Source organism: Streptacidiphilus alkalitolerans (assembly GCF_042511045.1).
GTDB classification, from domain to species: domain Bacteria; phylum Actinomycetota; class Actinomycetes; order Streptomycetales; family Streptomycetaceae; genus Streptacidiphilus; species Streptacidiphilus alkalitolerans.
This window is the reverse complement of the sequence record NZ_JBHEZX010000005.1, coordinates 459,963-480,588: the sequence shown is the minus strand read 5'-3', so window position 1 is coordinate 480,588 and position 20,626 is coordinate 459,963. Positions and strand designations below refer to the sequence as shown.

The 20,626-nt window shown below is 70.9% G+C and carries 33 protein-coding genes and 1 tRNA gene; 2 read left to right on the top strand and 32 right to left on the bottom strand.

Going from position 1 to position 20,626, the window contains the following annotated elements; all coding sequences use genetic code 11:
• Nucleotides 1–9: 9 nt before the first annotated feature.
• The 21 genes from ACEZDG_RS14655 to ACEZDG_RS14555 all read right to left on the bottom strand — a co-directional run bounded on the left by ACEZDG_RS14655 (nucleotide 10) and on the right by ACEZDG_RS14555 (nucleotide 14,078).
• The gene (locus tag ACEZDG_RS14655; protein ID WP_380508273.1) at nucleotides 10–480 is read right to left on the bottom strand and encodes a hypothetical protein; all 471 of its coding nucleotides are present in this window, start codon (nucleotides 478–480) and stop codon (nucleotides 10–12) included.
• Entirely contained in the window at nucleotides 477–1,364 is an 888-nt protein-coding gene (locus ACEZDG_RS14650) for a hypothetical protein (RefSeq protein WP_380508270.1), read from the bottom strand. Before ACEZDG_RS14650 ends, ACEZDG_RS14655 begins: the two co-directional genes overlap by 4 nt.
• A 9-nt stretch (nucleotides 1,365–1,373) precedes the next feature.
• Nucleotides 1,374–1,715 carry a hypothetical protein gene (locus ACEZDG_RS14645; RefSeq protein ID WP_380508267.1) on the bottom strand — a complete coding sequence of 114 codons (342 nt, stop codon included), beginning with the start codon at nucleotides 1,713–1,715 and terminating at the stop codon, nucleotides 1,374–1,376.
• 61 nt (nucleotides 1,716–1,776) lie between these two features.
• Nucleotides 1,777–3,171 carry a phage major capsid protein gene (locus tag ACEZDG_RS14640; protein WP_380508264.1) on the bottom strand — a complete coding sequence of 465 codons (1,395 nt, stop codon included), beginning with the start codon at nucleotides 3,169–3,171 and terminating at the stop codon, nucleotides 1,777–1,779.
• A 183-nt stretch (nucleotides 3,172–3,354) separates the two neighbouring features.
• Entirely contained in the window at nucleotides 3,355–4,251 is an 897-nt protein-coding gene (locus ACEZDG_RS14635) for an HK97 family phage prohead protease (RefSeq protein WP_380508261.1), read from the bottom strand.
• Nucleotides 4,252–4,254: 3 nt separating this feature from the next.
• Nucleotides 4,255–5,523, bottom strand: coding sequence for a phage portal protein (locus tag ACEZDG_RS14630; RefSeq protein WP_380508258.1), 1,269 nt, complete (start codon nucleotides 5,521–5,523; stop codon nucleotides 4,255–4,257).
• The gene (locus ACEZDG_RS14625) at nucleotides 5,520–5,693 is read right to left on the bottom strand and encodes a hypothetical protein (protein ID WP_380508255.1); all 174 of its coding nucleotides are present in this window, start codon (nucleotides 5,691–5,693) and stop codon (nucleotides 5,520–5,522) included. The genes ACEZDG_RS14630 and ACEZDG_RS14625 overlap by 4 nt, the downstream gene beginning before the upstream one ends.
• A 9-nt stretch (nucleotides 5,694–5,702) precedes the next feature.
• Entirely contained in the window at nucleotides 5,703–7,358 is a 1,656-nt protein-coding gene (locus tag ACEZDG_RS14620; RefSeq protein ID WP_380508252.1) for a terminase large subunit domain-containing protein, read from the bottom strand.
• A complete protein-coding gene (locus ACEZDG_RS14615) occupies nucleotides 7,348–7,836 on the bottom strand; it encodes a phage terminase small subunit P27 family (RefSeq protein WP_380508249.1) in 489 nt (162 codons plus the stop codon). Before ACEZDG_RS14615 ends, ACEZDG_RS14620 begins: the two co-directional genes overlap by 11 nt.
• A gap of 171 nt (nucleotides 7,837–8,007) precedes the next feature.
• On the bottom strand, nucleotides 8,008–8,352 hold the full coding sequence (locus ACEZDG_RS14610) for an HNH endonuclease (RefSeq protein WP_380508246.1): 345 nt from the start codon (nucleotides 8,350–8,352) through the stop codon (nucleotides 8,008–8,010).
• The gene (locus ACEZDG_RS14605; protein ID WP_380508243.1) at nucleotides 8,349–8,519 is read right to left on the bottom strand and encodes a hypothetical protein; all 171 of its coding nucleotides are present in this window, start codon (nucleotides 8,517–8,519) and stop codon (nucleotides 8,349–8,351) included. Before ACEZDG_RS14605 ends, ACEZDG_RS14610 begins: the two co-directional genes overlap by 4 nt.
• 146 nt (nucleotides 8,520–8,665) lie before the next feature.
• Nucleotides 8,666–8,739: transfer RNA gene (locus tag ACEZDG_RS14600), tRNA-Thr, on the bottom strand.
• Between the two features lie 8 nt (nucleotides 8,740–8,747).
• Nucleotides 8,748–8,972, bottom strand: a complete 225-nt coding sequence (locus ACEZDG_RS14595) for a hypothetical protein (protein ID WP_380508240.1) — start codon at nucleotides 8,970–8,972, stop codon at nucleotides 8,748–8,750.
• Nucleotides 8,973–9,010: 38 nt separating this feature from the next.
• Complete coding sequence (locus ACEZDG_RS14590; RefSeq protein ID WP_380508237.1) at nucleotides 9,011–9,199, bottom strand: helix-turn-helix domain-containing protein; 189 nt, start codon at nucleotides 9,197–9,199, stop codon at nucleotides 9,011–9,013.
• A gap of 139 nt (nucleotides 9,200–9,338) precedes the next feature.
• The gene (locus tag ACEZDG_RS14585) at nucleotides 9,339–9,917 is read right to left on the bottom strand and encodes a hypothetical protein (RefSeq protein ID WP_380508234.1); all 579 of its coding nucleotides are present in this window, start codon (nucleotides 9,915–9,917) and stop codon (nucleotides 9,339–9,341) included.
• Between the two features lie 33 nt (nucleotides 9,918–9,950).
• Nucleotides 9,951–10,343, bottom strand: coding sequence for a helix-turn-helix transcriptional regulator (locus tag ACEZDG_RS14580; protein WP_380508231.1), 393 nt, complete (start codon nucleotides 10,341–10,343; stop codon nucleotides 9,951–9,953).
• Between the two features lie 149 nt (nucleotides 10,344–10,492).
• Nucleotides 10,493–10,855: a hypothetical protein gene (locus ACEZDG_RS14575; protein ID WP_380508228.1), complete on the bottom strand. Its 363-nt coding sequence runs from the start codon at nucleotides 10,853–10,855 to the stop codon at nucleotides 10,493–10,495.
• Between the two features lie 153 nt (nucleotides 10,856–11,008).
• Nucleotides 11,009–11,764, bottom strand: a complete 756-nt coding sequence (locus ACEZDG_RS14570; RefSeq protein WP_380508225.1) for a hypothetical protein — start codon at nucleotides 11,762–11,764, stop codon at nucleotides 11,009–11,011.
• Between the two features lie 220 nt (nucleotides 11,765–11,984).
• Nucleotides 11,985–12,584 (bottom strand): hypothetical protein, encoded by a 600-nt coding sequence (locus ACEZDG_RS14565; protein WP_380508222.1) that lies wholly within the window; start codon nucleotides 12,582–12,584, stop codon nucleotides 11,985–11,987.
• A complete protein-coding gene (locus ACEZDG_RS14560) occupies nucleotides 12,581–13,123 on the bottom strand; it encodes a hypothetical protein (protein WP_380508219.1) in 543 nt (180 codons plus the stop codon). Before ACEZDG_RS14560 ends, ACEZDG_RS14565 begins: the two co-directional genes overlap by 4 nt.
• A gap of 160 nt (nucleotides 13,124–13,283) precedes the next feature.
• Nucleotides 13,284–14,078, bottom strand: a complete 795-nt coding sequence (locus tag ACEZDG_RS14555) for a DUF2637 domain-containing protein (protein WP_380508216.1) — start codon at nucleotides 14,076–14,078, stop codon at nucleotides 13,284–13,286.
• 133 nt (nucleotides 14,079–14,211) lie between these two features.
• Here ACEZDG_RS14555 and ACEZDG_RS14550 point away from each other — a divergent pair, with 133 nt between their 5' ends.
• Nucleotides 14,212–14,463 carry a hypothetical protein gene (locus ACEZDG_RS14550; protein WP_380508213.1) on the top strand — a complete coding sequence of 84 codons (252 nt, stop codon included), beginning with the start codon at nucleotides 14,212–14,214 and terminating at the stop codon, nucleotides 14,461–14,463.
• Between the two features lie 2 nt (nucleotides 14,464–14,465).
• On the top strand, nucleotides 14,466–14,672 hold the full coding sequence (locus ACEZDG_RS14545; protein WP_380508210.1) for a hypothetical protein: 207 nt from the start codon (nucleotides 14,466–14,468) through the stop codon (nucleotides 14,670–14,672).
• A 133-nt stretch (nucleotides 14,673–14,805) separates the two neighbouring features.
• Here the strand turns inward: ACEZDG_RS14545 and ACEZDG_RS14540 are convergent, their stop codons facing one another.
• The 11 genes from ACEZDG_RS14540 to ACEZDG_RS14490 all read right to left on the bottom strand — a co-directional run bounded on the left by ACEZDG_RS14540 (nucleotide 14,806) and on the right by ACEZDG_RS14490 (nucleotide 20,612).
• A complete protein-coding gene (locus tag ACEZDG_RS14540) occupies nucleotides 14,806–15,030 on the bottom strand; it encodes a hypothetical protein (RefSeq protein ID WP_380508208.1) in 225 nt (74 codons plus the stop codon).
• 4 nt (nucleotides 15,031–15,034) lie between these two features.
• Complete coding sequence (locus tag ACEZDG_RS14535) at nucleotides 15,035–15,403, bottom strand: hypothetical protein (RefSeq protein ID WP_380508205.1); 369 nt, start codon at nucleotides 15,401–15,403, stop codon at nucleotides 15,035–15,037.
• On the bottom strand, nucleotides 15,400–16,113 hold the full coding sequence (locus tag ACEZDG_RS14530; protein WP_380508202.1) for a hypothetical protein: 714 nt from the start codon (nucleotides 16,111–16,113) through the stop codon (nucleotides 15,400–15,402). The genes ACEZDG_RS14535 and ACEZDG_RS14530 overlap by 4 nt, the downstream gene beginning before the upstream one ends.
• Nucleotides 16,110–16,475 (bottom strand): DUF6221 family protein, encoded by a 366-nt coding sequence (locus ACEZDG_RS14525; RefSeq protein ID WP_380508554.1) that lies wholly within the window; start codon nucleotides 16,473–16,475, stop codon nucleotides 16,110–16,112. The genes ACEZDG_RS14530 and ACEZDG_RS14525 overlap by 4 nt, the downstream gene beginning before the upstream one ends.
• 87 nt (nucleotides 16,476–16,562) lie before the next feature.
• Nucleotides 16,563–17,120, bottom strand: a complete 558-nt coding sequence (locus ACEZDG_RS14520) for an NUDIX hydrolase (protein ID WP_380508199.1) — start codon at nucleotides 17,118–17,120, stop codon at nucleotides 16,563–16,565.
• A 2-nt stretch (nucleotides 17,121–17,122) separates the two neighbouring features.
• Nucleotides 17,123–17,380 (bottom strand): hypothetical protein, encoded by a 258-nt coding sequence (locus ACEZDG_RS14515; RefSeq protein WP_380508196.1) that lies wholly within the window; start codon nucleotides 17,378–17,380, stop codon nucleotides 17,123–17,125.
• A gap of 13 nt (nucleotides 17,381–17,393) precedes the next feature.
• Complete coding sequence (locus ACEZDG_RS14510; protein ID WP_380508194.1) at nucleotides 17,394–17,723, bottom strand: hypothetical protein; 330 nt, start codon at nucleotides 17,721–17,723, stop codon at nucleotides 17,394–17,396.
• Nucleotides 17,720–18,616, bottom strand: coding sequence for a hypothetical protein (locus ACEZDG_RS14505; protein ID WP_380508191.1), 897 nt, complete (start codon nucleotides 18,614–18,616; stop codon nucleotides 17,720–17,722). The genes ACEZDG_RS14510 and ACEZDG_RS14505 overlap by 4 nt, the downstream gene beginning before the upstream one ends.
• A 3-nt stretch (nucleotides 18,617–18,619) precedes the next feature.
• Complete coding sequence (locus tag ACEZDG_RS14500) at nucleotides 18,620–19,429, bottom strand: hypothetical protein (RefSeq protein WP_380508188.1); 810 nt, start codon at nucleotides 19,427–19,429, stop codon at nucleotides 18,620–18,622.
• A gap of 20 nt (nucleotides 19,430–19,449) precedes the next feature.
• A complete protein-coding gene (locus ACEZDG_RS14495; protein ID WP_380508185.1) occupies nucleotides 19,450–19,902 on the bottom strand; it encodes an Lsr2 family DNA-binding protein in 453 nt (150 codons plus the stop codon).
• Nucleotides 19,903–20,000: 98 nt separating this feature from the next.
• Nucleotides 20,001–20,612, bottom strand: coding sequence for a hypothetical protein (locus ACEZDG_RS14490; RefSeq protein ID WP_380508182.1), 612 nt, complete (start codon nucleotides 20,610–20,612; stop codon nucleotides 20,001–20,003).
• Between the last annotated feature and the right edge of the window lie 14 nt (nucleotides 20,613–20,626).

The window sequence follows — 20,626 nt, the reverse complement described above, 5'->3', positions numbered from 1 at the left end:
CAATGCAGGTCAGATGGTGTTCATGCAGCCGATTTCGAGTTCGATGGTCGACTCGCGCCCGCTGCCGTCTTCGTCGGCCCAGCCGCCGGTCTGGACGGCCGAGGTGGGCATGGCGCGGTCCACCGCGCCGCCCAGCGACGGGTCGGAGCGCACGACGGCGACGACCATGTCGGCGAGCTGGCGGGCCCGGGCGAAGACGCCGGCCGGGTCGTCGCCGCCGCGGTAGACCGAGACGGTGACGGTGACCGTGAAGTCCTCGCGCAGCCAGAACCGGCCGCCGGAGCCGACGGTCTGCTCGGGGCTGTAGGTCTGGTGGACGTCGCCGACGATGACGATGTCGTCGGGCTGGTACGTGCCGGCTTCGTCCAGGCAGACCAGCACGTTCTCGGCACCGGCCAGTTGGGCTCCGATGCCCTCGAAGATCCAGGTGCGGGCGTCGGGGGTGCTGGAGGCGGGGATGTCCGCGATCGGCGTGGTCATGCGATGCCCGGGGGCCGTTTGTCGCCCTGCCACAGCTCCAGCACCCGGGTGGGGATGGCGAACCCGGTCGGGATGCCGGGGCTGTCGGAGTCCAGGCCGCCGCGGGTCAGCCGGGGCCGGCCGCCCTGCTGGGTGAGCTGCCACAGGTGCCGGATCAGCTCCAGCGTGCCCAGCCGCACCGCCCACCCGACCGCACCGCCCCGCCCCGCGGTGTACATCACCTTGATGTTCTTGTCGCCGATGGCGAAGCGCGCGGCCTCGCCGCCGAAGGTGCGGCGGCTGATCTGCCCGGTGTCGTAGTCGACGGTGAAGGCGAAGGCAGTGGTCTGTGCACCGAGGGGCTGTTCGGTCAGGACGTAGCCGGACTGCCCGTAGTACTCGGTGACGGACTGGACCGAGGCCAGCGGCGTCCAGTCGACGACCACCGTGGGGGTGCCGCCGCTGAAGTACTGGGTGTGGCTCTCGGCGACGACCGGGCCCACGATGTTCCGGGCGACGTCGCCGGCGGCCAGGATGAAGCCCTGCAGCTCGGCGTCCTGGCTGCTGTCGCCCGGGGGCATGTTGAGGTGGGCCTTGACGCTGGCCAGGTCCACGATCTGCTGGGTTCCCAGCGGGCGGACCTGGAACTGGCCCTCGTCGGCGAACCCGACACCGGTGCCGGTGGCGGTCCAGCGGTACTGCCACACCCCCGGCGTGGCCACAGCCGGGACGACGGCGGCGTAGGCGCCCTGGCCGACCTGCAGGGTGGCCAGGGTGGTGACCGTCCCGGTGGGGTCGGTCACCGTGAGGACCACGGTGGGGGTGCCGGAGGCGGGGACGCCGGAGTCGCTGATCACGGTGGTGGTCAGGCCGACGTCCTGCCCGGCAACGTAGATCAGCGTCACCGTCGCGCCTCAGGCCTTCTCGGGGGCCTTGGCCGCCGCCGCGGTGGACCTCGCCGGGGCCTTGTCGGCGTCCTTGGGCACCGGCGCGGGGCGCTTGGCCTTGCCGACCAGTTCCTCCAGGCGGCGCCCGGTCAGGCGCATCTCCTCGGCGATGACCGTCGGGATCACCCGCTTGTCCTCGAGTTCGATGGTGGGCGGGTCGACCAGGCCGCGGAGTTCACTGATGGCGAGCTTGACCTCGTCGGCCATCAGCGTCAGGTCGTCGCGGATCTGCGCGGCGGTCTCCGGGTCGGAGTCCCTGATCTGCTCGTGGCGGTCCAGCAGGCCCCGGGCGATGTTGACGATGTTCATGGGTGAGGCTCCTCAACGGGTGCGGGGGCGCCCGCAGTCGGCGGACGCCCCCAGGGGCGGATCAGTAGGTGGGCGTGACCGAACCGGTGCCCGTGATCGCGGTGATCGAGGCCGGGTACCGGCCGGGCTGGAACCCGACGTAGTTGTAGAGCCGGACGAACAGCTGCAGGTTCTGGGCGTACGTCTGCTCGAACGCCTCCGCCCGGACCTCGCCCTCCCACAGGTAGAGGTCCGACATACGGGCCACCACGACCACGTCCTGGTTGGTGCCCGTACCGAGGTTGATCGGCAGGTTCGGGTCGGTGTACACGGGCAGGCCGGCCATCTCGCCGACGTAGCCCTGGGCCTTGAGGTCGGCCGGGGCAGCCATGGCGTTGTTCGGACCCTGACCGGCCGGCACGACCATCGGCCGCCCGGCGGTGTCGGTCTGCGTGGTGGCCCAGGCCCAGCGGCGCGGGTGCATCACGATGTGCGTCGGCGGCTGGAACCGCGTCCCGTGGACCGCGGCGATGCCCGCACCGATGCTGGAGTACAGCGACCCGGCCCCGCCCAGCGTCGGGCTGGCCTGGGTCCACGCGATCGAGTTGGTGCCCGCCAGCGTCAGCAAGCCGGTGGCCTGCCCGGAGGTGCCCGACCCGGACAGGACCTGCCGGGTCAGCTTTACCGCGTAGTCCTGGGCCAGGTCCGCCAGCACCATGTCGTCCACGTTCAGCGGCGACTGCTCGACCAGCTGCATCGAGATCGCCTGGCCACCGGCGATGGTGATGACCGGGGCGTTGATGCTGCCCGTGACCATGTCGGTGACCTGCACCGCAGTGTTCTGCGTGGCCTGCACCGCAACCGCGGTACCGCTGATCGCCTTCGGGATGCTGATGCTGTTCGTCCCCGCCGGCACCTCCCCGGGCACGCACAGGTCCGCGGTCACCCGGCCCGGGCGGGCCAGCATCACGAACTGCTCCTCCAGCCACAGCGGCGGCACCAGCTCGCCGCCCGCGCCGGCCGTGGTCGACAGCGCCCGGCCCTCCTTCTCCGCGCGGCGCCCCCGCTCCTCGGCGACCATCTTGTCGTTGCGCCGCAGGCGCTCCAGCGCGACCGGGTCGCCCTTGCGGTTGGCCCGGTACAGGTCCCGGAAGTACGACAGGCCGCCGGGGCCCGAGCGGTAGACCTGGGGCTCGGTCACGGACAGGTCCGCCGGGCTGCGGCGCAGCTCCGGGTCGCCGGCGTACCGGCGGGCCACGGCCGCCGCGGCCTCGTCGGCGACGATCTGGCCGTCGAGCTCAGCCACACGCTCGTCGATCTCGCGGATCTCGGTCGCGCCGGCGTCGAAGGCGGTCTGCTCGGCCTCGGTGAGCTTGCTGCGCTTGTTGGTCTGGACGGTGTCCAGGAGGGTGTCGAGGGTGGTGCGGATCTCGGCACGCCGCTCCTGGAGTGCCCGGATCATCTCCTGCTTGGTCACAGGGTTCTCCTTGCTCTTCGGGGTGGGTTGCGGTGTGCCTGCCGTGGTGACGGGTGGTGGCCCGGGTGGTGCCCCTCGCGTGGGGGTCCGGCGCGGGCTCCGGCGCGAGCCGGGCAGGCGAAAGCCCCGGCGGCATGGGCCGTCCGGGGCTGGAATGTGGGGGCGGAACAGGTCCGCCGGGTACTACAGGGCCAGGAGTTGGGCCCGGGCCCGGTACAGGCCGAGGTCGGCGCCGTTCTCCTGGGGGTCGTCCGGGTTCGGGACGTCCATCAGGTCCGACAGCACGACCTGTGCCTCGTCGACGGCGGTGTCCGCGGCGGCGACCAGGTCCAGGACGTCCTGCAGGCTGGCCATGGTGGCGTCGGACAGCTGGGCGCCGTCGCGGAGCTCGGCGAAGCGTTCCTTGGCCCAGGCCCGGGCCTGCGCGGGGGAGGTGAGGTCCACCGGCGGCCGGTTGAACTCGGCGGCCAGGCGGTCGAAGACCTCACGGCGCTCCTCCGGAGGCAACCGGTCCAGGTGGGCTGCCAGGTCCCGCGAGTTCAGCTGGGAGCCGGCCGTGTTGGGGTTCGCCCCGAAGTTGACCAGCGACACGTCGCCTTTGTTGAGGTTGACCTCCAGGATGTCCCGCTGGTCCCAGTCGGGGGACCACTGCTGGCGGGTGACCCAGAACGCGAACGACATCTCGTCGAGGTCTTCGCGAGCCATCGCGTCCTGGATGTCCCGCACGATGGAGTTGGCCGCGGACAGCTGGGCCTCGACGTGCAGCCCCGTGGTGTCCTCGGACAGCTCCATCGTCCCGGACTTGGTCCTCGCCAAGGTCATGCCCGAGTGGTTGAGCAGGAACGGCACGTCGGCGCCCTCCGACAGCGTTTTGGCGAACGCGCCGCCGCGGACGACCTCGGTGTAGGGGCCGAGCCAGTCCTGCATCTCGTAGCCGACCTCGGTCACGCAGGCGTACCCGGTGAACGTCAGCATGTCCTTGCCCGTGCCGTTCGGGGCCGCGCGCAACTGCACGTCGCGGAAGGGCATTTGGCGCTTCTGGATCTCGGTGGGCCGGGCGGCCCGGGCGGACAGGTCCATCTCTCACTTCCCCTTCGTCGGCGGCGCGGGTTCGGGGCCCGGTTCGGGCTGGCCGGGCTCCCAGCCCGGGTCGGTGGTGTGCGCGCTGTTCAGCGGCGCGAACGGGTCCTGGCCCAGGCCGTCGGGCAGCGGCGGCATGTTCTCGCGCTGGCGGATCTCGTCCGGGGTCATCCCGGCGATGTTCCGGGCGATCTGGTAGACCGCCCAGCGGCCGGCGGTGTCCGTGCGCAGCAGGGCGTCGGCGTCGAACCAGGCCTGCTGGGGGCGGGGCAGCATCATCGTCCAGGCGTCCTCGAAGGAGCCGATCCACGGGGCGAGGCTGTAGCGCAGGAACCCCAGGCCCTGCTGTTCGATGCCGGTGCCCCAGGAGGTGGTGCGGTCGACCTGGCCGAGCATGTGCGGCGGCACCCCGAACAGCATGGCGATGTCGAGGTTCTGGGCCATCCTGGTGCCAAGGAACTGGGCGTCCTCGGGGGTGACGCTGATCGGCGTCCACTTGGCGCCGCCGGACAGCACACCGATGCTGTGAGCGTTCGGCAGCCCGCTGTGCGAGGCCTCGAAGGCCTCTTTCATCATCCGGGCCTTGGGCTTGTCCAGGTCGGCCTCGACGCTGATGACGCCGGTCATGTGCGCGCCGCGGCCGAAGAAGCTGGAGCCGAACTGCTCGGCGGCCAGGCCCAGGCCGATCGAGTTGCGGGCGTAGGTGATGACGCTCATCCCGGTGGGCGACTCCGGGTAGGAGATGCCGACCAGGTGGATCATGTCCTCGGCGTCTTCCTTCCTGCGGTCCACCCAGTAGGCGCGGTTGCCGTCCTTGTCGAACCGGCACCGCACCCGGTCCGGGTGCAGCACTCGCACCCGCAGCGGCCGCATCAGCTTGTCGCGGGCCACGACGACGGCGTAGGCGTTGCCGCGCAGCAGCAGGCTGACCATCATCTGGCCGAACCCGACCCGGCGGCTCAGTAGCGCGGTGCTGGTGGCGCCGCCGAACGGGTCGGCGATGATCGTGGGCGGCGGGGACAGGGTCTCGCGGAGCTGGCCGCGCATCCGGATCGAGTCGAACGGCAGCCCGGCCACGGCTTGGGACAGGATCCGCACGCACGCGGCGACCGCGAGCAGCTGCATAGCGGTCTCGTCGGTGACCGGGACCCCGGCCGGGGTGTAGGTGAGCGAGCCGTTGGAGGGGATCGCCCACGGGTCGCCGGCGCCGCTGGACGAGGTGGTCAGAAGGCGGGTTTCGCGGGGCTGGATGGCGCGGCGTAGCAGGCTCACCGGTCCATCACCCAGCCGATCAGGAGCAGCACCAGGCCGAGCACGACCAAGCCGGCGACCGGGTAGAGCCACCAGGCGGCGGCGTCCAGGCATCCGAGGCCGAGCAGGTCGACCAAGTCGGAGGCGGTGCGGGCGGCCCGGGCTGGACGCGGCAGGCGGGGCAGCTTCACGCGCACCTCCTACAGGTCGTCCCAGCTGAAGAACTGGGGCTCGGGCGGCCCCTCCGGGGGGCTGCAGGCGACGTGGAGCGCGATGATCGAGGCCACGGCCAGGTCGATCTTGCGGGGGCTGGACTTGGAGTCCTTGAAGACCATCGGGCCGCGGGTGGTGGGCTTGGTGACGGCGTTGCCGATGTGGCGGGCCAGCCGCGGGTCTCCGGAGTGGGTGAAGCGCTGGTTCATGACGCCCTCGTAGAAGCGGCCCGTCGCCGGCACCATCCGTTCGGGGGACTGGGGGAAGGCCATGACCGGCAGGCCCTCGGAGTCCAGGATCTGGAAGGTGCGCGCCCAGCGGGCGGGGTCGACGACGATCTCGCGGACCTGCCAGCGGCGGCAGGCCTCCCGGATGGCCTCCTCGGCCTCCAGGATGGGCACCGTCCAGTCCTGCCCGGCGTCGGCCGGCCTCTCCCACAGCTGCACGACGTCCAGGTGCGGCAGCCGCAGGCCGGCGTTGCGCACTTTGAACAGGCGCTGCTTCTGGTCGTCCTCCAGGGAGGCGTACTCGGCCGCGTCGGGGTCGAACCGCAGGGTCTCGGGGATCCGGACGACCGTCAGGCCGGTGCAGTCGTTGTTGTAGCTCCCGTCGAAGCCCAGGACGACGTCGACGCCGTCCGGGATGGCGGTGTCCGGGGCCGCGCAGCGGTCCCAGGCGCCCTCGGGCAGCCAGACGGTGGCCTTGGACACCCAGATGTTCAGCCGCTTCGTCTTGAAGTCCCCCTCGGGGGTCTTCCGCATCGCGGCGGCCATCTTCTCGGCGTCCAGGAAGTCGCCGAGGGAGGGGTTCGCGCGCTCCCAGACCTGCTGGTCGCGGTAGTCGAAGCCGCGGACCCGGTCGTTGGTCTCGTAGATCCGGGCGCCGTAGCGGAGATCCTCGAGTTCGCCCTTGATGATCTTCTTGGCGTACTGGTACTGGGCGTAGCAGACGCTGTCCTGGCCGGAGGCGTCGGACTTGACGCCGAAGGTACTGATGCCGATGACCAGGGGCTGCTGGCGGGTGTCCGAGCCCTGGTTCATGACGTTCCAGAGCTCCCAGTTGGGCTGGGCGTGCAGTTCGTCGAACAGGACCCGGCTCGGGTTGAGCCCTTCCTTGGTGAAGGCCTCGCTCGACAGCGCGCGGTACACGCTGCCGGTCGCCGGGTACTCGATGGCGTCCCTGTACACCTTGAGCAGGCCGCCCTGCTTGGCGTCCAGCTCGGGTGCCATCTCGACGGCCGCGCGGACCTCACCGAAGATGATCTTGGCTTGGTCCTTGGCGGCGGCGCAGGAGTAGACCTCGGCGCCCTGCTCGTCGAACAGCCCGTCGATCGCCAGGCCGGCCCCGAGCAAGCTCTTGCTGTTCTTGCGCGGGACCAGGAGCAGGTAGGTCCAGTACTGGCGGCGCCCCTTGGCGTCGAGCCGCAGGATGTCGCAGATCAGGTCGGCCTGCCACTCGCGCAGCTGCACCAGCGTGCCGCGGGCCGGCCCCTTGGTCAGCCGCAGGTAGGACTCGATCAGCTCGCAGGCGAAGACGCCGTCGGTGTTCTCCTCGGACCACCTGGACTTCTCGCGGTCCCACAGCTGGGGGCCGCGCGGCAGCCGGCGAGGGAAGCGGGGCGGGGCCGCGCGCCTACGTGGCACCGGTACGCCGCTGCCGGCGGTCGAGCATCTCCTCGAGCTTGCTCTTCACCTTCACCTCCGCCATTCCCAGCCGGGCCCGGTCCGTCGGGGTGAAGCCGCACAAGCTCTCCCACTTCGTCATCTGCGACTCCAGCGCCCGCAGATGGGAGAGCAGCGGGTTGGCGCGCTGCTGGCCCATGGAGCCCAGGACCAGGTAGCCGGTGCGGAAGATCTCGTCCCGGATGGCCTCGCGTTCGTCGTGGGCCTCGCACAGCCGGGTCATGACGTCGAGGTCGGTGGTCGGCGAGAGCCACGCCTGCCCGGCGGTCCACAGCCGCTCCCAGATCGCGGTGCCCAGGTCGCCGAGCGTGGCGGGCACCGGGGGTATCTCGGCGAAGGCCACCAGGGTGACGATCGCGGGCTCGGGCAGCGGGCGGTGCCCGGGGTTGCCGGTGCGGCGCTTACGTTCGGTGGGGGTGGGCGGCCGGCCTGCGGGCATGATCGTTTACCCCCGAAACCGGTCGCTGAAAAAACCGCTGAATTTCGCGGGCGCGTGTGAAAGGCGGGGGGCCGGGTCCCTAGGCGATCATGGTCGCGAGATTCACCCACCCCCCATCCTTTTTCACCGCAGGTCAGCACGCTGACGCAGTGTGACGGCGGACGCGGGGCGTCACTGGTCGCGCTTGCGGGCGTTGCACCCGCGGCACAGGACCTGGACGTTGTCGGAGGAATCGGTGCCGCCGTTGGCCTTGGCCACGATGTGATCCCCGGTTAGATCGGAGGCGGGATGGGCCGGCACCTGCCACCCGGGACACCAGTCGCCGTGCGCCGCACGGTGGGCGGCCACGGCCGCCGCCGCGGTGCGCTGCCAGGCGCCGTCATAGCCGCGCTGGTGCGCGCTGCCCCGCACCTGGTCGCGCTGCTGCTGCCAGACTGCCTGGCACCGGTCGCACCGTGAGGCGTTGCGGGTGGGTGTGCCGCAGTTCAGGCAGGGCCTGCGCAACCGTACGGTCATGGTCGTTTGAGGTGCGACGTCATGTGGTGGAGCAGCGTCTCAGGATCGACCTTCACCTGGACTGTGACGGTGATGCCCTCTGTTGGACCGGGTGTTGCCGTCACGGGCAGGTCCAGGATCTGGGCGCAGTTCGGGCAGCGGAACTCGATCGGGTCCATCGTGGCCATGTGGATCCTTCCGCCGTGCTGGATCAGGGGTGGTCATGGCCATGGGCATGGCGAAGGCCCTGACCCGCTGGTGGGTCGTGGCCTGTGGTGCTGATTTCCCTATCCGTTACAGGGGTTCGTTCCTGTGGGTGATGCCGCGCCAGGAGGGCCCCGGGCAGGATTCGAACCTGCACGCCGCCGTATTACGAATACGGTGCTCCGCCAGTTGAGCTACCAGGGCAGGTGCGGCTATTCGACCTTGGTGAAGGTGACGTGGTAGTAGGCGCCGGGCTCGAACACGGCGTCCGGGTTGTCGACCGTCATGCTGATCTTTCCGGACGGGGTGGCCTTGGTGAAGCGGGCGTTCTCCTCGGTGGTGGCGTCGTAGACGGCCGTGAATTCCACGGCAGCGGGCCGGTTGGAGCCGAAGTCCTGGACGCTCGCGCAGGCGAACTTGGCGCGGATGTCTCGCATGAGAGTCCCTCTCGGTAGCAGGCGGTGCGTGGCGGTGGTTACAGGCGGCCGGCGCGTTCGGCGGTGGCGCGTTCTGCCTTGGCGGCGGCGAGTTGGGTGTAGAGGGGGCGGCCGCGGGCGTCGAGGCCGGCCTTGGTGAGGTAGCCGCGGCGGACCCAGGAGCGGACGGTGGGTGGTTTGACGCCGCAGAGTTTGGCGACTTGCGGTCCGGTGAGCAGGGTGGCCATGGGGTGACCTCCGGGTACGCAAAAGGCCCGACCGGTGTGGTCGGGCCTTGACGTGGTCGCACGTGTGGTGCTGGCAGTAGCGTTGCACAACAGTTGATCAAGCGCAAGGAATTGGGTGTCTGGGCTGCTCAGGGTGTTGTCACGCGGTTGTGGCGGGGGTGGTTCCAGGGTGTTGGGGCTCTTGGCCTTGGCAGCTGTAGATGTAGCGGATTCGGGCGGCGATCGCTGTTTGCGCGGTGGAGACGGCAAGTGCCGCTTGAGTGAGGGCCGTTTCAGCGTGTGCAACCGGCACGTTCCTCATGCCGCTTGGGATGTTCAGGGCATCTCGGGCGCGCTCGGCTGAAGCGCGAAGGTCATCGTTCAACACGAGGCCGGCCAGTCTGTGGACGGCGCGATTGGCCAGGAGGCGGTCCTCGCTGATGGTCCCTCCCATCTGGGCGACCCCGTAGGCACCGACGGTCCGAGCGTTTGCCACGTCCTCGTAGTGGGCGCGGCCCGCCGCCCTCGCGAGGTCGCTTAGCGCTTCACCGAGGCGCCCGAGATTGTCCAGCTCGAAGGCTTCGCGGCGGTCGAGGATCGTTCTCTCCCTATCCGCCTTGCGGGTGCTTTCCTCGCGTGCGCGCTGCCGCTTCTCCATCATGGAATCGCGGAGATGCGTGGAGAGCCCGCCCAAGAAGAACGTCGCAACGGGGAAGACCGTTTCGAGCCAATGGGTCATGACAGAGAAGGGTAGCTGCGGCCTGATGGGCGTTCAGTCGGATTGGCGGTACGGGTGCCGGTTCGCTACGGCGGAGTTGACGGTGTGGCCGTACCAGCGGTGTGCGCGCTGGCTGGTGTCGTCCGGGGCCGGCCAGTTGCCGCGCGAGACGTCGGAGCGGATCGTGCTGACCTTGATGCCGGTGGCTCGCTCGATTTCGGCGGCGGTGTAGAGGCGGCGCGGCTGCAGAGCGGGGACGGTGCGCAGGATGTGGCGGGTGAGCCAGGCGTCAACGTCGGCGGTGGCGTAGGCGTGGGCGCGGCCGACGCGGCCGGCGGGTGCTGGCCAAGTGCTGGTCTTGGACCAGCCGCGCACCGTTTCCAGGGAGCGGTCGGTCCTGCTGGCGATGTCGGCGAGCGTCTCGGTGGGCCGCGGGGCCTCTACCATTGGTGGTGCTCCCTTCGGGGTGCTGGTGGACCGGCGGGCATTCCGACATGCCCTTGGGTGTGTGGGCTCCGGCCCGGCCCGCCGGTCCGTCTTCGTCTTGTGGTGCGCGGGGGTGCCGCCCCGGCTGGATGCCGGGGCGGCGGTTGGGGTTAGTCCTCCGGGTGGGTGTAGTCGCGCAGCGCCTCGACGGCGTCCGCGAGGTTCGCGGTGGCACCGATCATCCGCACCTGGTCGTTCTGGGGGTTGCCCTCGATGCCGGTGAGGTAGGCGGCGGCCACCCAGCGGATGCAGGCGACGGACAGGGCCGCCTTCTGGAAGTCGCTGACCGGCTCGTCCTCGATGAGGTCGACCGAGCGGCTGGCCGCGTCCACCAGGTCCTGGAGGTCGACCTTGCCGACGGGCAGGGCGATCGGGATGGGGAGCGCGGCGCAGACCCGGTGGAGGTCGGCGTAGACGTTGATGACGAGGAACTGCAGCGAGCGCTTGGCCTCGTCGTCGCCGGAGTCGGACATTGGGTGTCCTTTCGTTGTGCTGGCGGACTTTGGGGATTCCGGCCCCTTGGTCCTTCTGACGTGGTCAACTCTACTCCAATCTAGGTTGTTTTACAGCACTTACGGGCAGGAAAACGGCCCGAATTCCCATGCGAATCCGGGCCGTTCGGCAGGTCAGGGACGCCGCCACCCCTGCAGCCTGTCATCGGCGCCGACATCGGCGAGCAGCCGCATTCCCGGCAGCTCCGCCATCGGCACGCCGACCGCCTCGGCGATTACCGACGCCGGGTAGCGCCTGGGCGCCTCCCAGTCCGCCGCGTCCGCCGTCACCTCGGCCTCGCCGCCGACCAGCAGCAGCACCCGTACCTGCACGGTCGTCTTCAACTCGTCCATGGTCGTCCGTTCTCTCGTGGTGTGTATTGGTCGGAATCGGTCATCCGGGCCCAGGGCCGGGAGGATCTGGTGGGCGAGGATGTCCCGGGCCACGGCCAGGCCGTGGCCGCGGGCGTCGTGGTAGTCGGAGAGCGGGTCCGGTCGCCGCCCTTCGAGGATGGTGTGTACGGCGGTGGGAAGCGGTACGCCGGGCGGTGTTCTGGCCTGGGTGAGGTAGGCGTCCATCCGGGCTTGCGTCTCTGCAGGCGGCAGGCCGGTGATGGCGTGTGCGGCTTCGTCCAGCGGCCTGTACAGGGCGTCGGCGGCCGTCAGCGCGGCGGCCGTCCCCGGCGCGAGCACCGCGCAGATCGTTTCCGGGTCGGGGGCCAGCGTCGGGTCCTGGGCGAGAGCCAGGGCGTAGGCCAGTTCGACTGCGGCGTGCCAGTCCATCCCGTGCTCGGGGTAGCGCTCGCACAGCAGGAGCGCGCGGGCGCCGGGCCCCTTGGTCGCGAGCCGCAGGTGGTACTCCGACGGGGGCGCAGCCGGTGGGTTCGTCATGGCATCAGTTTCCCAAGGGGGTCCGGGGATCGGGTGGCGGTCGCTCAGCAGGGGCCGGTGCAGAGGTGGCCGTACTGCGGGTCGTACCAGAACCAGCACACGGTGCACTGGACGTCGTTGGCGCCCTGCAGGAGCAGGCGGAGCTGTCTCAGTATGGGTAGTCCTCGGGGTAGTTGACCGGGTAGTTGAAGGGGGTAGTTCTGGGGCTGACCTGCGACGACTACCAGTCCTGGAGGAGGTCGTCCGGGACGGTCGGGGGAGGGGGTGCGGCGGCCGGGCGGGGTGCGATGCTGGGGAGGTCTCCGAGGTGGATGCCGATCCTGGTCTTGCCGGAGACCTTCAGCGAGTCCCGCACCGGCACCCCGTGCTGCTCGACCCAGCGGCGGAACTCGGACAGGTCCATACCGAGGTCACCCTCGGTCGACCAGTAGGCATGCATCTGTTCGAGGTGGACACCCTGCCGCTCACCGGCAAGGTGGCGGGCCGAGTCGATGATGAGCTGCCGGGTCTCGGCCGGGGACAGCATCGGCGGCTCGTCAGCGGCCTCAGGCTCGGTCTCGTCCTCTGCCTCGGACTCACCGATCGGCATCGGGAGGGCCTGCCAGTAGCCGAGGATCAGCAGTCCGGCGAGAGCGAGCGCGCCGAAGGCCGGCCAGAAGGTGCTGAGGCGGAACAGCGCCCAGCAGCCGAAGGCAAGTGCGAGTAGGCGGCCGATCCGCTGCCGGCCCTTGGTGTTCTCCCAGGGCCAGCGCCAGCACCGGCCGCCGATCTGCACCGTGCCGTTGAGCGCGCGCACCACGACGCGCTGGAAGCCGTTCACAGTCCACCCACCAGTGCGAGTCCGATCCAGTTGAACAGGGGTGCGATGACGACCCCGGCGATTCCGGCGATTCCGGCGGTCGGGCCGAGGGTGCATCCGGCGACGTAGCCGAGCAGCAGCTGAATCCGGACGCCCCACTTGCTGACTGCCAGCCAGATGAGGACGCCGAGCAGCACGATGACCAGGCAGATCGAGCCCCAGCCGTTGAGCATTACGGTCCCGGCGCGGGTGATGGCGGGGGCATCGGCCCCGGCGAGGCTGGAGAGCAGCTGGTTGCCGAGGTCGTTGCTGCTGATGCCGACCTGGACTGCGGTGTTGCCCATGGCGCCGCCGGTGGCGAGGGAGGACATGACGCCGAGGGTGGCGGCCCAGGCGAAAGGCGCGAGGCGGATCCACTGGCGCCCCTTGCCGCCGCCGTCGCCCTTGATGCCCTGGCCACCGCCCTTGCGGCCGTGCTTGAAGTACCAGTAGGTGAGCACGCTGCCGGTGGCGAGCAGTCCGACCAGGGCACCGCCGGCTGAGACCTGGTGGCCGCTCACAGGATGACCCCGCAGAGGTAGCCGCAGCCGAGGGCGCACCACCAGAGGAGAGTGTTCTCCGTCCATGCTGCGGTCCGGGTGCAGCAGTTGGCCAAGAGGGCGCCGTAGGTGATGCAGAGAGCGATCGCAACGGTCGCCCAGACGTGAAAGATCAAGGTGTTCACAGGTACCCTCCGGTGCCTTGCTGCGGCTCTGCTGCGGGCCGCTGCGCCTGCTGCTTGCGGTGCCGGGAGAGTGCGGCGCGAACGTAGGCCGGGCTCGTCTCCAGGCCGTGCTGGTCGGCGAGCGCGGCGGCGAGGGCAGCCGATGATGCGCCGTCGGGGAAGACGGCTGCGGCGGCCACGATGGCGTCCTGGAGCGGCGTGCCGGGCTCGTAGGGGATCAGGGGTGTGACCTGCCGCGCATCGTCGTCCGCAGCAGGCGCATCATCGGCGTCCGGGTCCGCCTCGACAGCGTCGAGGACGGGCTCCATGCTGTGGACAACGTCAACGGCAGGCGCCGGTGATGCGGCTGGGGCGAGGTGGGCGTGCAGCTGGCGCATCAGGGCGCCGAATGCGAGCAGCGCGGCGACCGGCGGGACGGCGCTGACGACGTAGTCGAGCAGCTGATGATGCGCCCCGGTCCCGGCGACGTTGAGCGCGATGCTCCCGCCGGAGCCGAGGGCCGTCAGCGCGATGGCGAAGCCGTCTACTCGCCGGGCCAGGGAGCCGCGGAGGACCAGCAGCTCGCCGATGACGATGAACATGTCGACGGTGGCCGGCCACGCCCAGGCCCGGGCGGCGTCCTGGAGGCCGTGCTGGACGGCGGTGTCGTGCAGGTGCTCGTAGCTGAGCCAGAAGGCGGCTGCGGTGAGGAGCACGGTGACGGCAGCTGCTCCGATGGCGAGAACAGTGCGGGCAAGGGCGTTCGGTGGGCTGTCTGTGCTGGTGGGGGGCTGGTCGGTAGTCTCGGTCACGAGTCGGTCCTTCTGTGGAGGACTGGCTGGCCCCGGCAGCGCTGACACGCCGCCGGGGCCGTTCTACTGGTGCAGATCGAGAGTAGCCGACTTCCTAGGCATGTGCCTATGAGGTGAGGCAGAATGGTGAGCCATGGCCGAGCCGACCGAGAGGGGGCCTGAGTTGATCTCGCTGAGGGAGCTGGCGCGTCGCCTGGTCGCTGAGCAGGTGGTCGCGCAGATCAGCCATCAGCGGGTGACGCAGCTCGCGCGGGACGACCCGGATTTTCCGCCGGTGGTCAAGGTGGGCCGGGCGAACGCCGTGGATTGGCAGGCGGCGAAGCCGTATTTCCGGGAGCGGAAGTCGCGGCAGGGTGAACGGACTGACCTCAAGCCGAAGGAGTGATCATGGAATTCGATGACACGGGGGACGAGCGGCAGATCGGGCCCGACGAACCGGGTGAGCCTGCGTGCCTGGTCCACAGCTCATCCCTGTGCGGGGATGGCCCGGAGTGTCAGCCCGCGCTGACGGGCGGCTTCTCGGACGAGCCGCCGTTCGACCCCAGTCCCAGCCGCCCGGATCCGCGCCTGGATACCGAACCCCGCTGGCTGTGAAACCGGTCAGGGCTGGTGGTCGGCCGTTGTCGTACCCACGTCGTAGCCTGCCGGGGCGGCCCGCAGGCTGAGGGTCCTCGGGTGCGAGGTGGTGGGGTCGTCCCGACGCACGGGGACGGCCCCACCGACGCGTTCAGGCCTCGTCCGGATCCGGGTCCGGCAGCCGCTCCAGCCTCACGGTCACACCGGCTGTCCGGCCCGATCCCAGCAGGCTCGCGTGCCACTGCACGGCGACGACCCGGTAGTCCAGCGTCTTGTGGTTCTCGGTCCAGTCCAGACCGTCGCCGACGCGCGGGACAGCGGGCAGCTCCGTGACGATGTCTCCGAGCTGGTCGTTGAAATGCAGCCAGATCTTCATGTGCTCAGCCTCCCAGCCGTGCGTCGCGGTCGGCCAGGGCCTCACTGATCCTGGCCCGCTGCTCGGTCCGCCAGGCATTGCTCTCGGCCCGCGCTCGTGCCACCTCCGCCATGTCCACCGGGGCGTCCACACCCATCTCGGTGTGGAGGCGTTGGTAGGTGCCGTCTTCCAGCAGGTTGAACTGGATCTCGTCCCAGGGGGTGGGGCCGACCAGCTGTGTGATCGCGGTGATGCGGGCCTGGACGCCTGCGCAGGCGATCGACCACACCCCGTTCCGGGCGTAGCGGATCGCCTGGTCCAGGTCGGACCACAGGCAGGCCAGTTCCTCCCGCAGCGCGGCCCGCAGCCATGCCGACTCGTCGACGTCGCTCATGGTCGTCCTTCCTCGGCGCAGCAGCCGGGTGCGGCCGTGCAGGCGGCGGTGGTCTCGCACATGCCGCCGCATTCGTCCGAGGTGCACGGCCCGTAGACCTCCCCGCTGATGCAGGCGTACAGGTCGGGGAAGCCCAGGTGGTCGAGCGGATGGCCGCACGGGCACCACCGGTCGGCCCCGATGTCGGCGCAGGGGGCATCAGCCCCCCGAATGAGCTGGGTGTAGGTGTGGTGGGCGTCCCTGTCGAGCTGCAGCAGTCCAGCCCGCAGCTCCTCGACAGTCGGACCGGCCTGGGCGCCTTCGGCCATGGCGGTGGCGAGGCTGCCGACGAAGTCCTGCTGCCGGCCCTGATCCTGGCCGGATTCGCCGTGGCTGGTGCGGGAGCGCTCCTCGAGGAGCGCCCAGTACGGGCCGGGGCCGGTGTCGCTGTACCGGGCTGCCAGCGCGGCGGCCTCATCGGCGGGAACTCCAGCGCGGATCTGGACCAGGGGCGCCAAGGCGAAGCGGGCCTCCCAGATCCAGACGCCTAGCATCCCGGCGCGGCAGTCGGAGCACTCGCGCAGCAGCCAGCGGTTGGGCTCCCACTCGCCCGACCGCCACCGCCGCACCCAGTACGCCATCCGCTCGGACGGCGCCGGCGGCGTCCTCCCCCAGTACTCGTCAGCCCGCTGGACCGGTGGGGGCTTGTGGCCCCAGCGTGGAGTCGTCACCGCGGTCCCTCCCAGCCCCAGGCCCTGGCCAGCGCGGTGACGACGGCGCAGGGGTGCGGCGAGGGGACGTGGACCTGGACCAGGCGCTCGCCGAACTCCGCCTCTTCGGCCGTGGCGCAGCTGGTGCAGTTGCCCCAGCCGTCGTCGAGGTGCGCGGTCAGGAGCCCGCGTTCTGCAGCCACGCGGCGCAGGACGGTGTCCGGGCCGTGCAGGGCGATGTGGTCGGCGTCCGCCGGCGTTGACGACCTGCGTGGGCCAGTCCGGCTTGTATCCGCCGTCGCGGTGGATGATCCGGTTGTCGGACTCGGTGCCCGGTAGAGGATGGCTGCCTCCCAGGACGCTGTGCCTGCCGTCCGCTGAATGCCGGGCCTGCCATGGGCCCGACGTCGCCGCCCGCGCCAGGGCGTGCGCGCGGGAGTGGGCGGCGAGCAGGTGGGCCAGGGCGTCGGTCACCTGGCGCCGCCGTCGTGTTCGGGCCCAGGCATCTGGCTGGTGGCGAGGGCCAGGTAGGGGCGGTCTGCGTGGTCGATGGTGATGGCGTGGAGGGAGTGCAGCCACAGGGCCCAGACCGGTTCGAGGCCGGGGTTCGCGGTGAAGTCCTGGACGGCCAGGTCGCCGCGGGCGTAGGCGGCGGTCCGGTCGGCCAGGTCCTGCAGGTCGGCGGCGGCGATCCAGCGGACGTTCCGCGTCTCACGGGTGCTCGGGTTCAGGTCCCCGCTGGTGGTGGCGGTGTAGACCTTCCACCGGTGGCCGGTGCCGCGCGGGCCGGGCAGGCGCCGGCAGCGGTTGTTCCGCCAGCCGCCCGCCACCACCGTCAGGGACTCGACGTGCAGGCCCAGTTCCTCCTCGACCTCGGCCCGGGCGGCGTCCTCGAAGGTGCCGTGGGTGTCGACGTGCCCGGCCGCAGGGGCGGTCCCGGGCGGGAACGTCGCACGGTCGAACATCAGGTAGTCCCCGGCCGCGTTGGTGATGATCACACCGACGGACGTGTTGTCGCAGACCTTCATGATCAGTTCTCCTTGCCGCGGGCGAACGCCGCGGCGATCTCGGGGGTTGACGGCTTGCCCCGGCTGCTGCGGTCCTCGCCCAACAGCAGCGCGGAGAGCCGGTCAACCTCGGCGCGGAGGTTGGCGATCTGCCGTTCGCTGCTCGCGGTGAGCGCAGCCAGTTCGGCGGTCAGGCGCGCGGCGGTCTTATCGGCGGTGTCGGCGCGCTTCTCCATGGCGCGGAATGCCCTGAGTCGGTCGGCTGCGGATGCACTGGGCACGGTGTCTCCTGGGTCAGTTCTGTGCGGGGATGGTCGGCCACCACTTCGCGCCGTTGGCCGCGACGTGGACCGGCCCGTCGTGGCCGGCGCGGAGGATGCACGGGCCGATCGGGTTGAGGAGCCCGATGGCCGCGCCGGCATCGCACGTCAGGCCAGCGTTGAGGGTCGCGGCGAGGATGGCGTCGACCAGGGCGGCGTCAACGAGTTCGGTGGCTTCCTCGCGGGTCCAGATGAAGCCGCCCTCGGCTGCGGTCATCTCCTCGATCAGGCGCTCCCTGGCCGAGGTTGGCCTGGGGATGCGGCCGAAGAGCCGGCCGAGGACGTAGCTGGGGTCACGGCTCATGTCCGGCGCCCCTTCCGGTGGTTGTAGCGGCGGGTGTAGGCGGCGTTCAGGGCCGACGGTGCCGCGCGGGGCTCGCGCCGGCGCGGCGGGTGGGATGTGCGGACGATGCGCCGGTACGTGCGCTTCGGCCTCGGTGCGGCCTGGCGGGCGTAGTAGGCGAGGAAGGCCGCGGCGGACTCCTGGAAGGGGCGCAGGATCCCCAGCAGCCCGATGGAGGCGGCCTGCAGCGCGTCCGTGATTTGACGGATGGCCTGGACGAAGCGGGTATTGTCCGCGGTGAATGTCATCTGCACGACCTGGAAGCGGGGGTTGTCGAAGGCGCCGTCGAAGCCGATGACGGCGTGGCTGTCATCGTGGGCGGCCACGGCCGGCCCTCGGGCGGCGGCAGCCTCGATTTCAGCCTGTTGGGCTGCGGCCCGGGCCTGGATGACGGCCTGGGAGTTGCCGCCCAGGGCTGCGAGGGCGCCGAGGCCCAGGACGCCTGAGGACACGCTGCCCAGCATGCTGAGGTCCTTGTTGGCGGGCTCGCTACCCGGGCTGGCGGTGAGGGCGCGCAGGCCGGCCAGGGCCGCATCGCGGTCCGTCTCCTCCAGTAGTTCCGGGCCGTCGAGGCCGAGGAGGTCGGCGGCCAGGTCGTCCAGGTCCCGGTGGTCGTCGCTGCCGTGCTCCGGGAAGGCGTAGAAGTCGCCCATGCTGTCGATCGTGAGGTGCCATCCGGCCAGGTAGCAGGCCCAGGCGGCGGTGCCCATGGTGATCTCGTCGCCCGTGACGGTGTCCTCGGGCCAGACCGCGTATCCCAGGGAGCTGACGAAGCCGCTCATCGCGGGGTCGTAGGCGGCGGGGTCGGCGGTGACGCGGTCGAGGATCTGCTGGGCGAGGTCGGGGTTCAGCACGGGTCAGCCCTCCGCGTTCGGGTCGAAGCGGCCGTGGGCAGTGACGGTCCTGACCCGGAAGCCGGTGCCGAGGGAGTGGCCCACCGGGGTGGTGCGGTGAAGCTCCTCCTTCTGGTCGTCGTCGCCGTCCCTGGACCAGAACAGGCCGGCCGCCGCCATGTCGTTCATCGACTCCGCGTCGCGCTGGCAGTGGGCCCGGGCCTGCTCGCGGGTGGTGTAAAGGCCCAGCGGCAGCGATTCGAACTCGGCGTGGTAGAGCGCCAGGTCCGCAGCCGGGCTCTGGTCGACCTGGGTGAGGATCCCGGTGACCGTCTCGCACAGGTCGAGGGCCGGGACGTCCAACCGCCCGTCCACGACGGCGGCCAGGACCGCCCGTACCTCGTCCAGGCGGCGGTTCACCGCGACCCAGCGGCGGGTCATCGCGATGTGCTGCTCCTGGCCGGGCTGCCAGGTCTCAGCGATGGTGCGCAGGGTGTAGGCGGCGCCCTCGAGGTCGAGCCCGGGGTTGCCGGCCCGGACCAGGCTGGCGGTGCCGTCGCCGCGGCTGGAGATGAGGTAGACCAGGATGTTCGGGTCGTCCAGGTCCACCAGGTGGGCGTTACCCGCAAGCGCGGGCTCGGCTGCGTCCTCGACGGCTTCGGACGAAGCGATCAAGCCGTTCTCCTGGGCCGCGTTGAGCCAGTCCAGGGCCTGGGCGGTGATGGTCTGGCGGTGGTCGTCGCTCAGGGCGGTCCACTCGGCGTCGCCTCGTTCGCGGCTGGCCTCCCACTTGGTGCTGGCGACGGCCACGGCACGGGCGTAGGTGATTTCCATGGGTGTTGCTCCTTCGTCTGCTACTGGGTGTTCTGGTTGCCGAGAAGTTGGTGGCCGGCGGTGTGTTCGCGCCAGCTGTCGACCACGGCCTGGGGGACCCGGCCGGTGGGCGGGCAGGGGACGTTGTTTTCGCGGGCCCAGGCCCGGATGACGGCCGTGTCGTAGGACGGGGCGCGCGTTGCCCCGGGCCGCAGGGCGGCTTTGCGTTCGCGCAGCTGCGCGAGCTGGTCCTCAAGAACGCGCTCCTGGGCGGCGATGCGCTCGATCTCGGCGAAGGCGCGGTGGCCCTCGCGCAGGGCGTCCAGGTGGGCGCGGGCCTGCTCGGCGTGCCGGCGCAATGCGGCCTCGCTATGGGCCTCGCCCCAGGCGATGAGCGCCTTGACGGTGAGCGGGGGCCCGGGCGGTACGGCCGGGTCTCTGGCGGTGATGGTGGTCGCGGGCGCGGCGGCCGGTGGACGTGCGGGGATGGGCACGGGGGTCCTTTCGGGAAGGGGGCCGGTGTAGCGCGGGGATGGCCAGCGGATGACGTGGGGTTGCTCTTCGGCGAGCAGGGCCCGAAGGGCGGCGATCGTCACCGCGGTGGACTGCCGCCGGCGGCGGCCTCCCTGTGGGCGGTTTCCTTGTTGATCTGCTCTTCGGCGAGGTGGTCGTACTGGTCGGGGTTAAGGCGGGTGTGGCAGTCGGGGTCGCAGCACAGGTAGCCGCGGCCGGGGTCGACGGCGAGGGTGAGCTGGGTGCAGCGGGGGCAGCGCACCGACAGCGGCGGGGCGTAGGTGCGGGCCAGGGCTTCCAGGCGCTGGTGGGCGGTGCTGATGTCGCGGGCGTAGTCGGCGGCGTAGTCCGCGGCGCAGGCCCGGGTGTGGTGGCGCAGCAGGATCTCGACGGCTGTGGAGATCCCGGTGCAGGGGTAGCCCCAGATGATCTGGCACCAGTTGGACAGCATGGCCGGGATGGGGATGTCGCCGGTCTGGTCGCCGTTCGGGTCCGGCTGGGTGAGGTAGTCGCCGGGGCCGAGGAGGGACAGGATGTCTTCGCGGACGGGCAGGGGCGGCGTACGGGTGCCGGTGGGCATCCCGGTGCCGCGGTGGCTGGAGGGGGCCAGGTCCTCGTAGGCCGTGGCGGCCAGGCCCGGGAGGGCCATGAGCTGGTAGCGCAGGCGGGTCGCGGCGGGCAGGGGAATCATCACGGTCTCCAGCG

What these genes read in the sequence shown, in the direction of transcription:
- ACEZDG_RS14590 (WP_380508237.1), bottom strand. Translation starts at nt 9,199, where the DNA reads ATGGCCACCCTGCTCACCGGACCGCAAGTCGCCAAACTCTGCGGCGTC.
- ACEZDG_RS14520 (WP_380508199.1), bottom strand. Translation starts at nt 17,120, where the DNA reads ATGAAGGTCTGCGACAACACGTCCGTCGGTGTGATCATCACCAACGCG.
- ACEZDG_RS14615 (WP_380508249.1), bottom strand. Translation starts at nt 7,836, where the DNA reads ATGCCCGCAGGCCGGCCGCCCACCCCCACCGAACGTAAGCGCCGCACC.
- ACEZDG_RS14575 (WP_380508228.1), bottom strand. Translation starts at nt 10,855, where the DNA reads ATGTCCGACTCCGGCGACGACGAGGCCAAGCGCTCGCTGCAGTTCCTC.
- ACEZDG_RS14490 (WP_380508182.1), bottom strand. Translation starts at nt 20,612, where the DNA reads ATGATTCCCCTGCCCGCCGCGACCCGCCTGCGCTACCAGCTCATGGCC.
- ACEZDG_RS14595 (WP_380508240.1), bottom strand. Translation starts at nt 8,972, where the DNA reads ATGCGAGACATCCGCGCCAAGTTCGCCTGCGCGAGCGTCCAGGACTTC.
- ACEZDG_RS14500 (WP_380508188.1), bottom strand. Translation starts at nt 19,429, where the DNA reads ATGGAAATCACCTACGCCCGTGCCGTGGCCGTCGCCAGCACCAAGTGG.
- ACEZDG_RS14510 (WP_380508194.1), bottom strand. Translation starts at nt 17,723, where the DNA reads ATGAGCCGTGACCCCAGCTACGTCCTCGGCCGGCTCTTCGGCCGCATC.
- ACEZDG_RS14605 (WP_380508243.1), bottom strand. Translation starts at nt 8,519, where the DNA reads ATGGCCACGATGGACCCGATCGAGTTCCGCTGCCCGAACTGCGCCCAG.
- ACEZDG_RS14610 (WP_380508246.1), bottom strand. Translation starts at nt 8,352, where the DNA reads ATGACCGTACGGTTGCGCAGGCCCTGCCTGAACTGCGGCACACCCACC.
- ACEZDG_RS14535 (WP_380508205.1), bottom strand. Translation starts at nt 15,403, where the DNA reads ATGAGCGACGTCGACGAGTCGGCATGGCTGCGGGCCGCGCTGCGGGAG.
- ACEZDG_RS14655 (WP_380508273.1), bottom strand. Translation starts at nt 480, where the DNA reads ATGACCACGCCGATCGCGGACATCCCCGCCTCCAGCACCCCCGACGCC.
- ACEZDG_RS14570 (WP_380508225.1), bottom strand. Translation starts at nt 11,764, where the DNA reads ATGACGAACCCACCGGCTGCGCCCCCGTCGGAGTACCACCTGCGGCTC.
- ACEZDG_RS14550 (WP_380508213.1), top strand. Translation starts at nt 14,212, where the DNA reads ATGGCCGAGCCGACCGAGAGGGGGCCTGAGTTGATCTCGCTGAGGGAG.
- ACEZDG_RS14645 (WP_380508267.1), bottom strand. Translation starts at nt 1,715, where the DNA reads ATGAACATCGTCAACATCGCCCGGGGCCTGCTGGACCGCCACGAGCAG.
- ACEZDG_RS14540 (WP_380508208.1), bottom strand. Translation starts at nt 15,030, where the DNA reads ATGAAGATCTGGCTGCATTTCAACGACCAGCTCGGAGACATCGTCACG.
- ACEZDG_RS14580 (WP_380508231.1), bottom strand. Translation starts at nt 10,343, where the DNA reads ATGGTAGAGGCCCCGCGGCCCACCGAGACGCTCGCCGACATCGCCAGC.
- ACEZDG_RS14635 (WP_380508261.1), bottom strand. Translation starts at nt 4,251, where the DNA reads ATGGACCTGTCCGCCCGGGCCGCCCGGCCCACCGAGATCCAGAAGCGC.
- ACEZDG_RS14545 (WP_380508210.1), top strand. Translation starts at nt 14,466, where the DNA reads ATGGAATTCGATGACACGGGGGACGAGCGGCAGATCGGGCCCGACGAA.
- ACEZDG_RS14585 (WP_380508234.1), bottom strand. Translation starts at nt 9,917, where the DNA reads ATGACCCATTGGCTCGAAACGGTCTTCCCCGTTGCGACGTTCTTCTTG.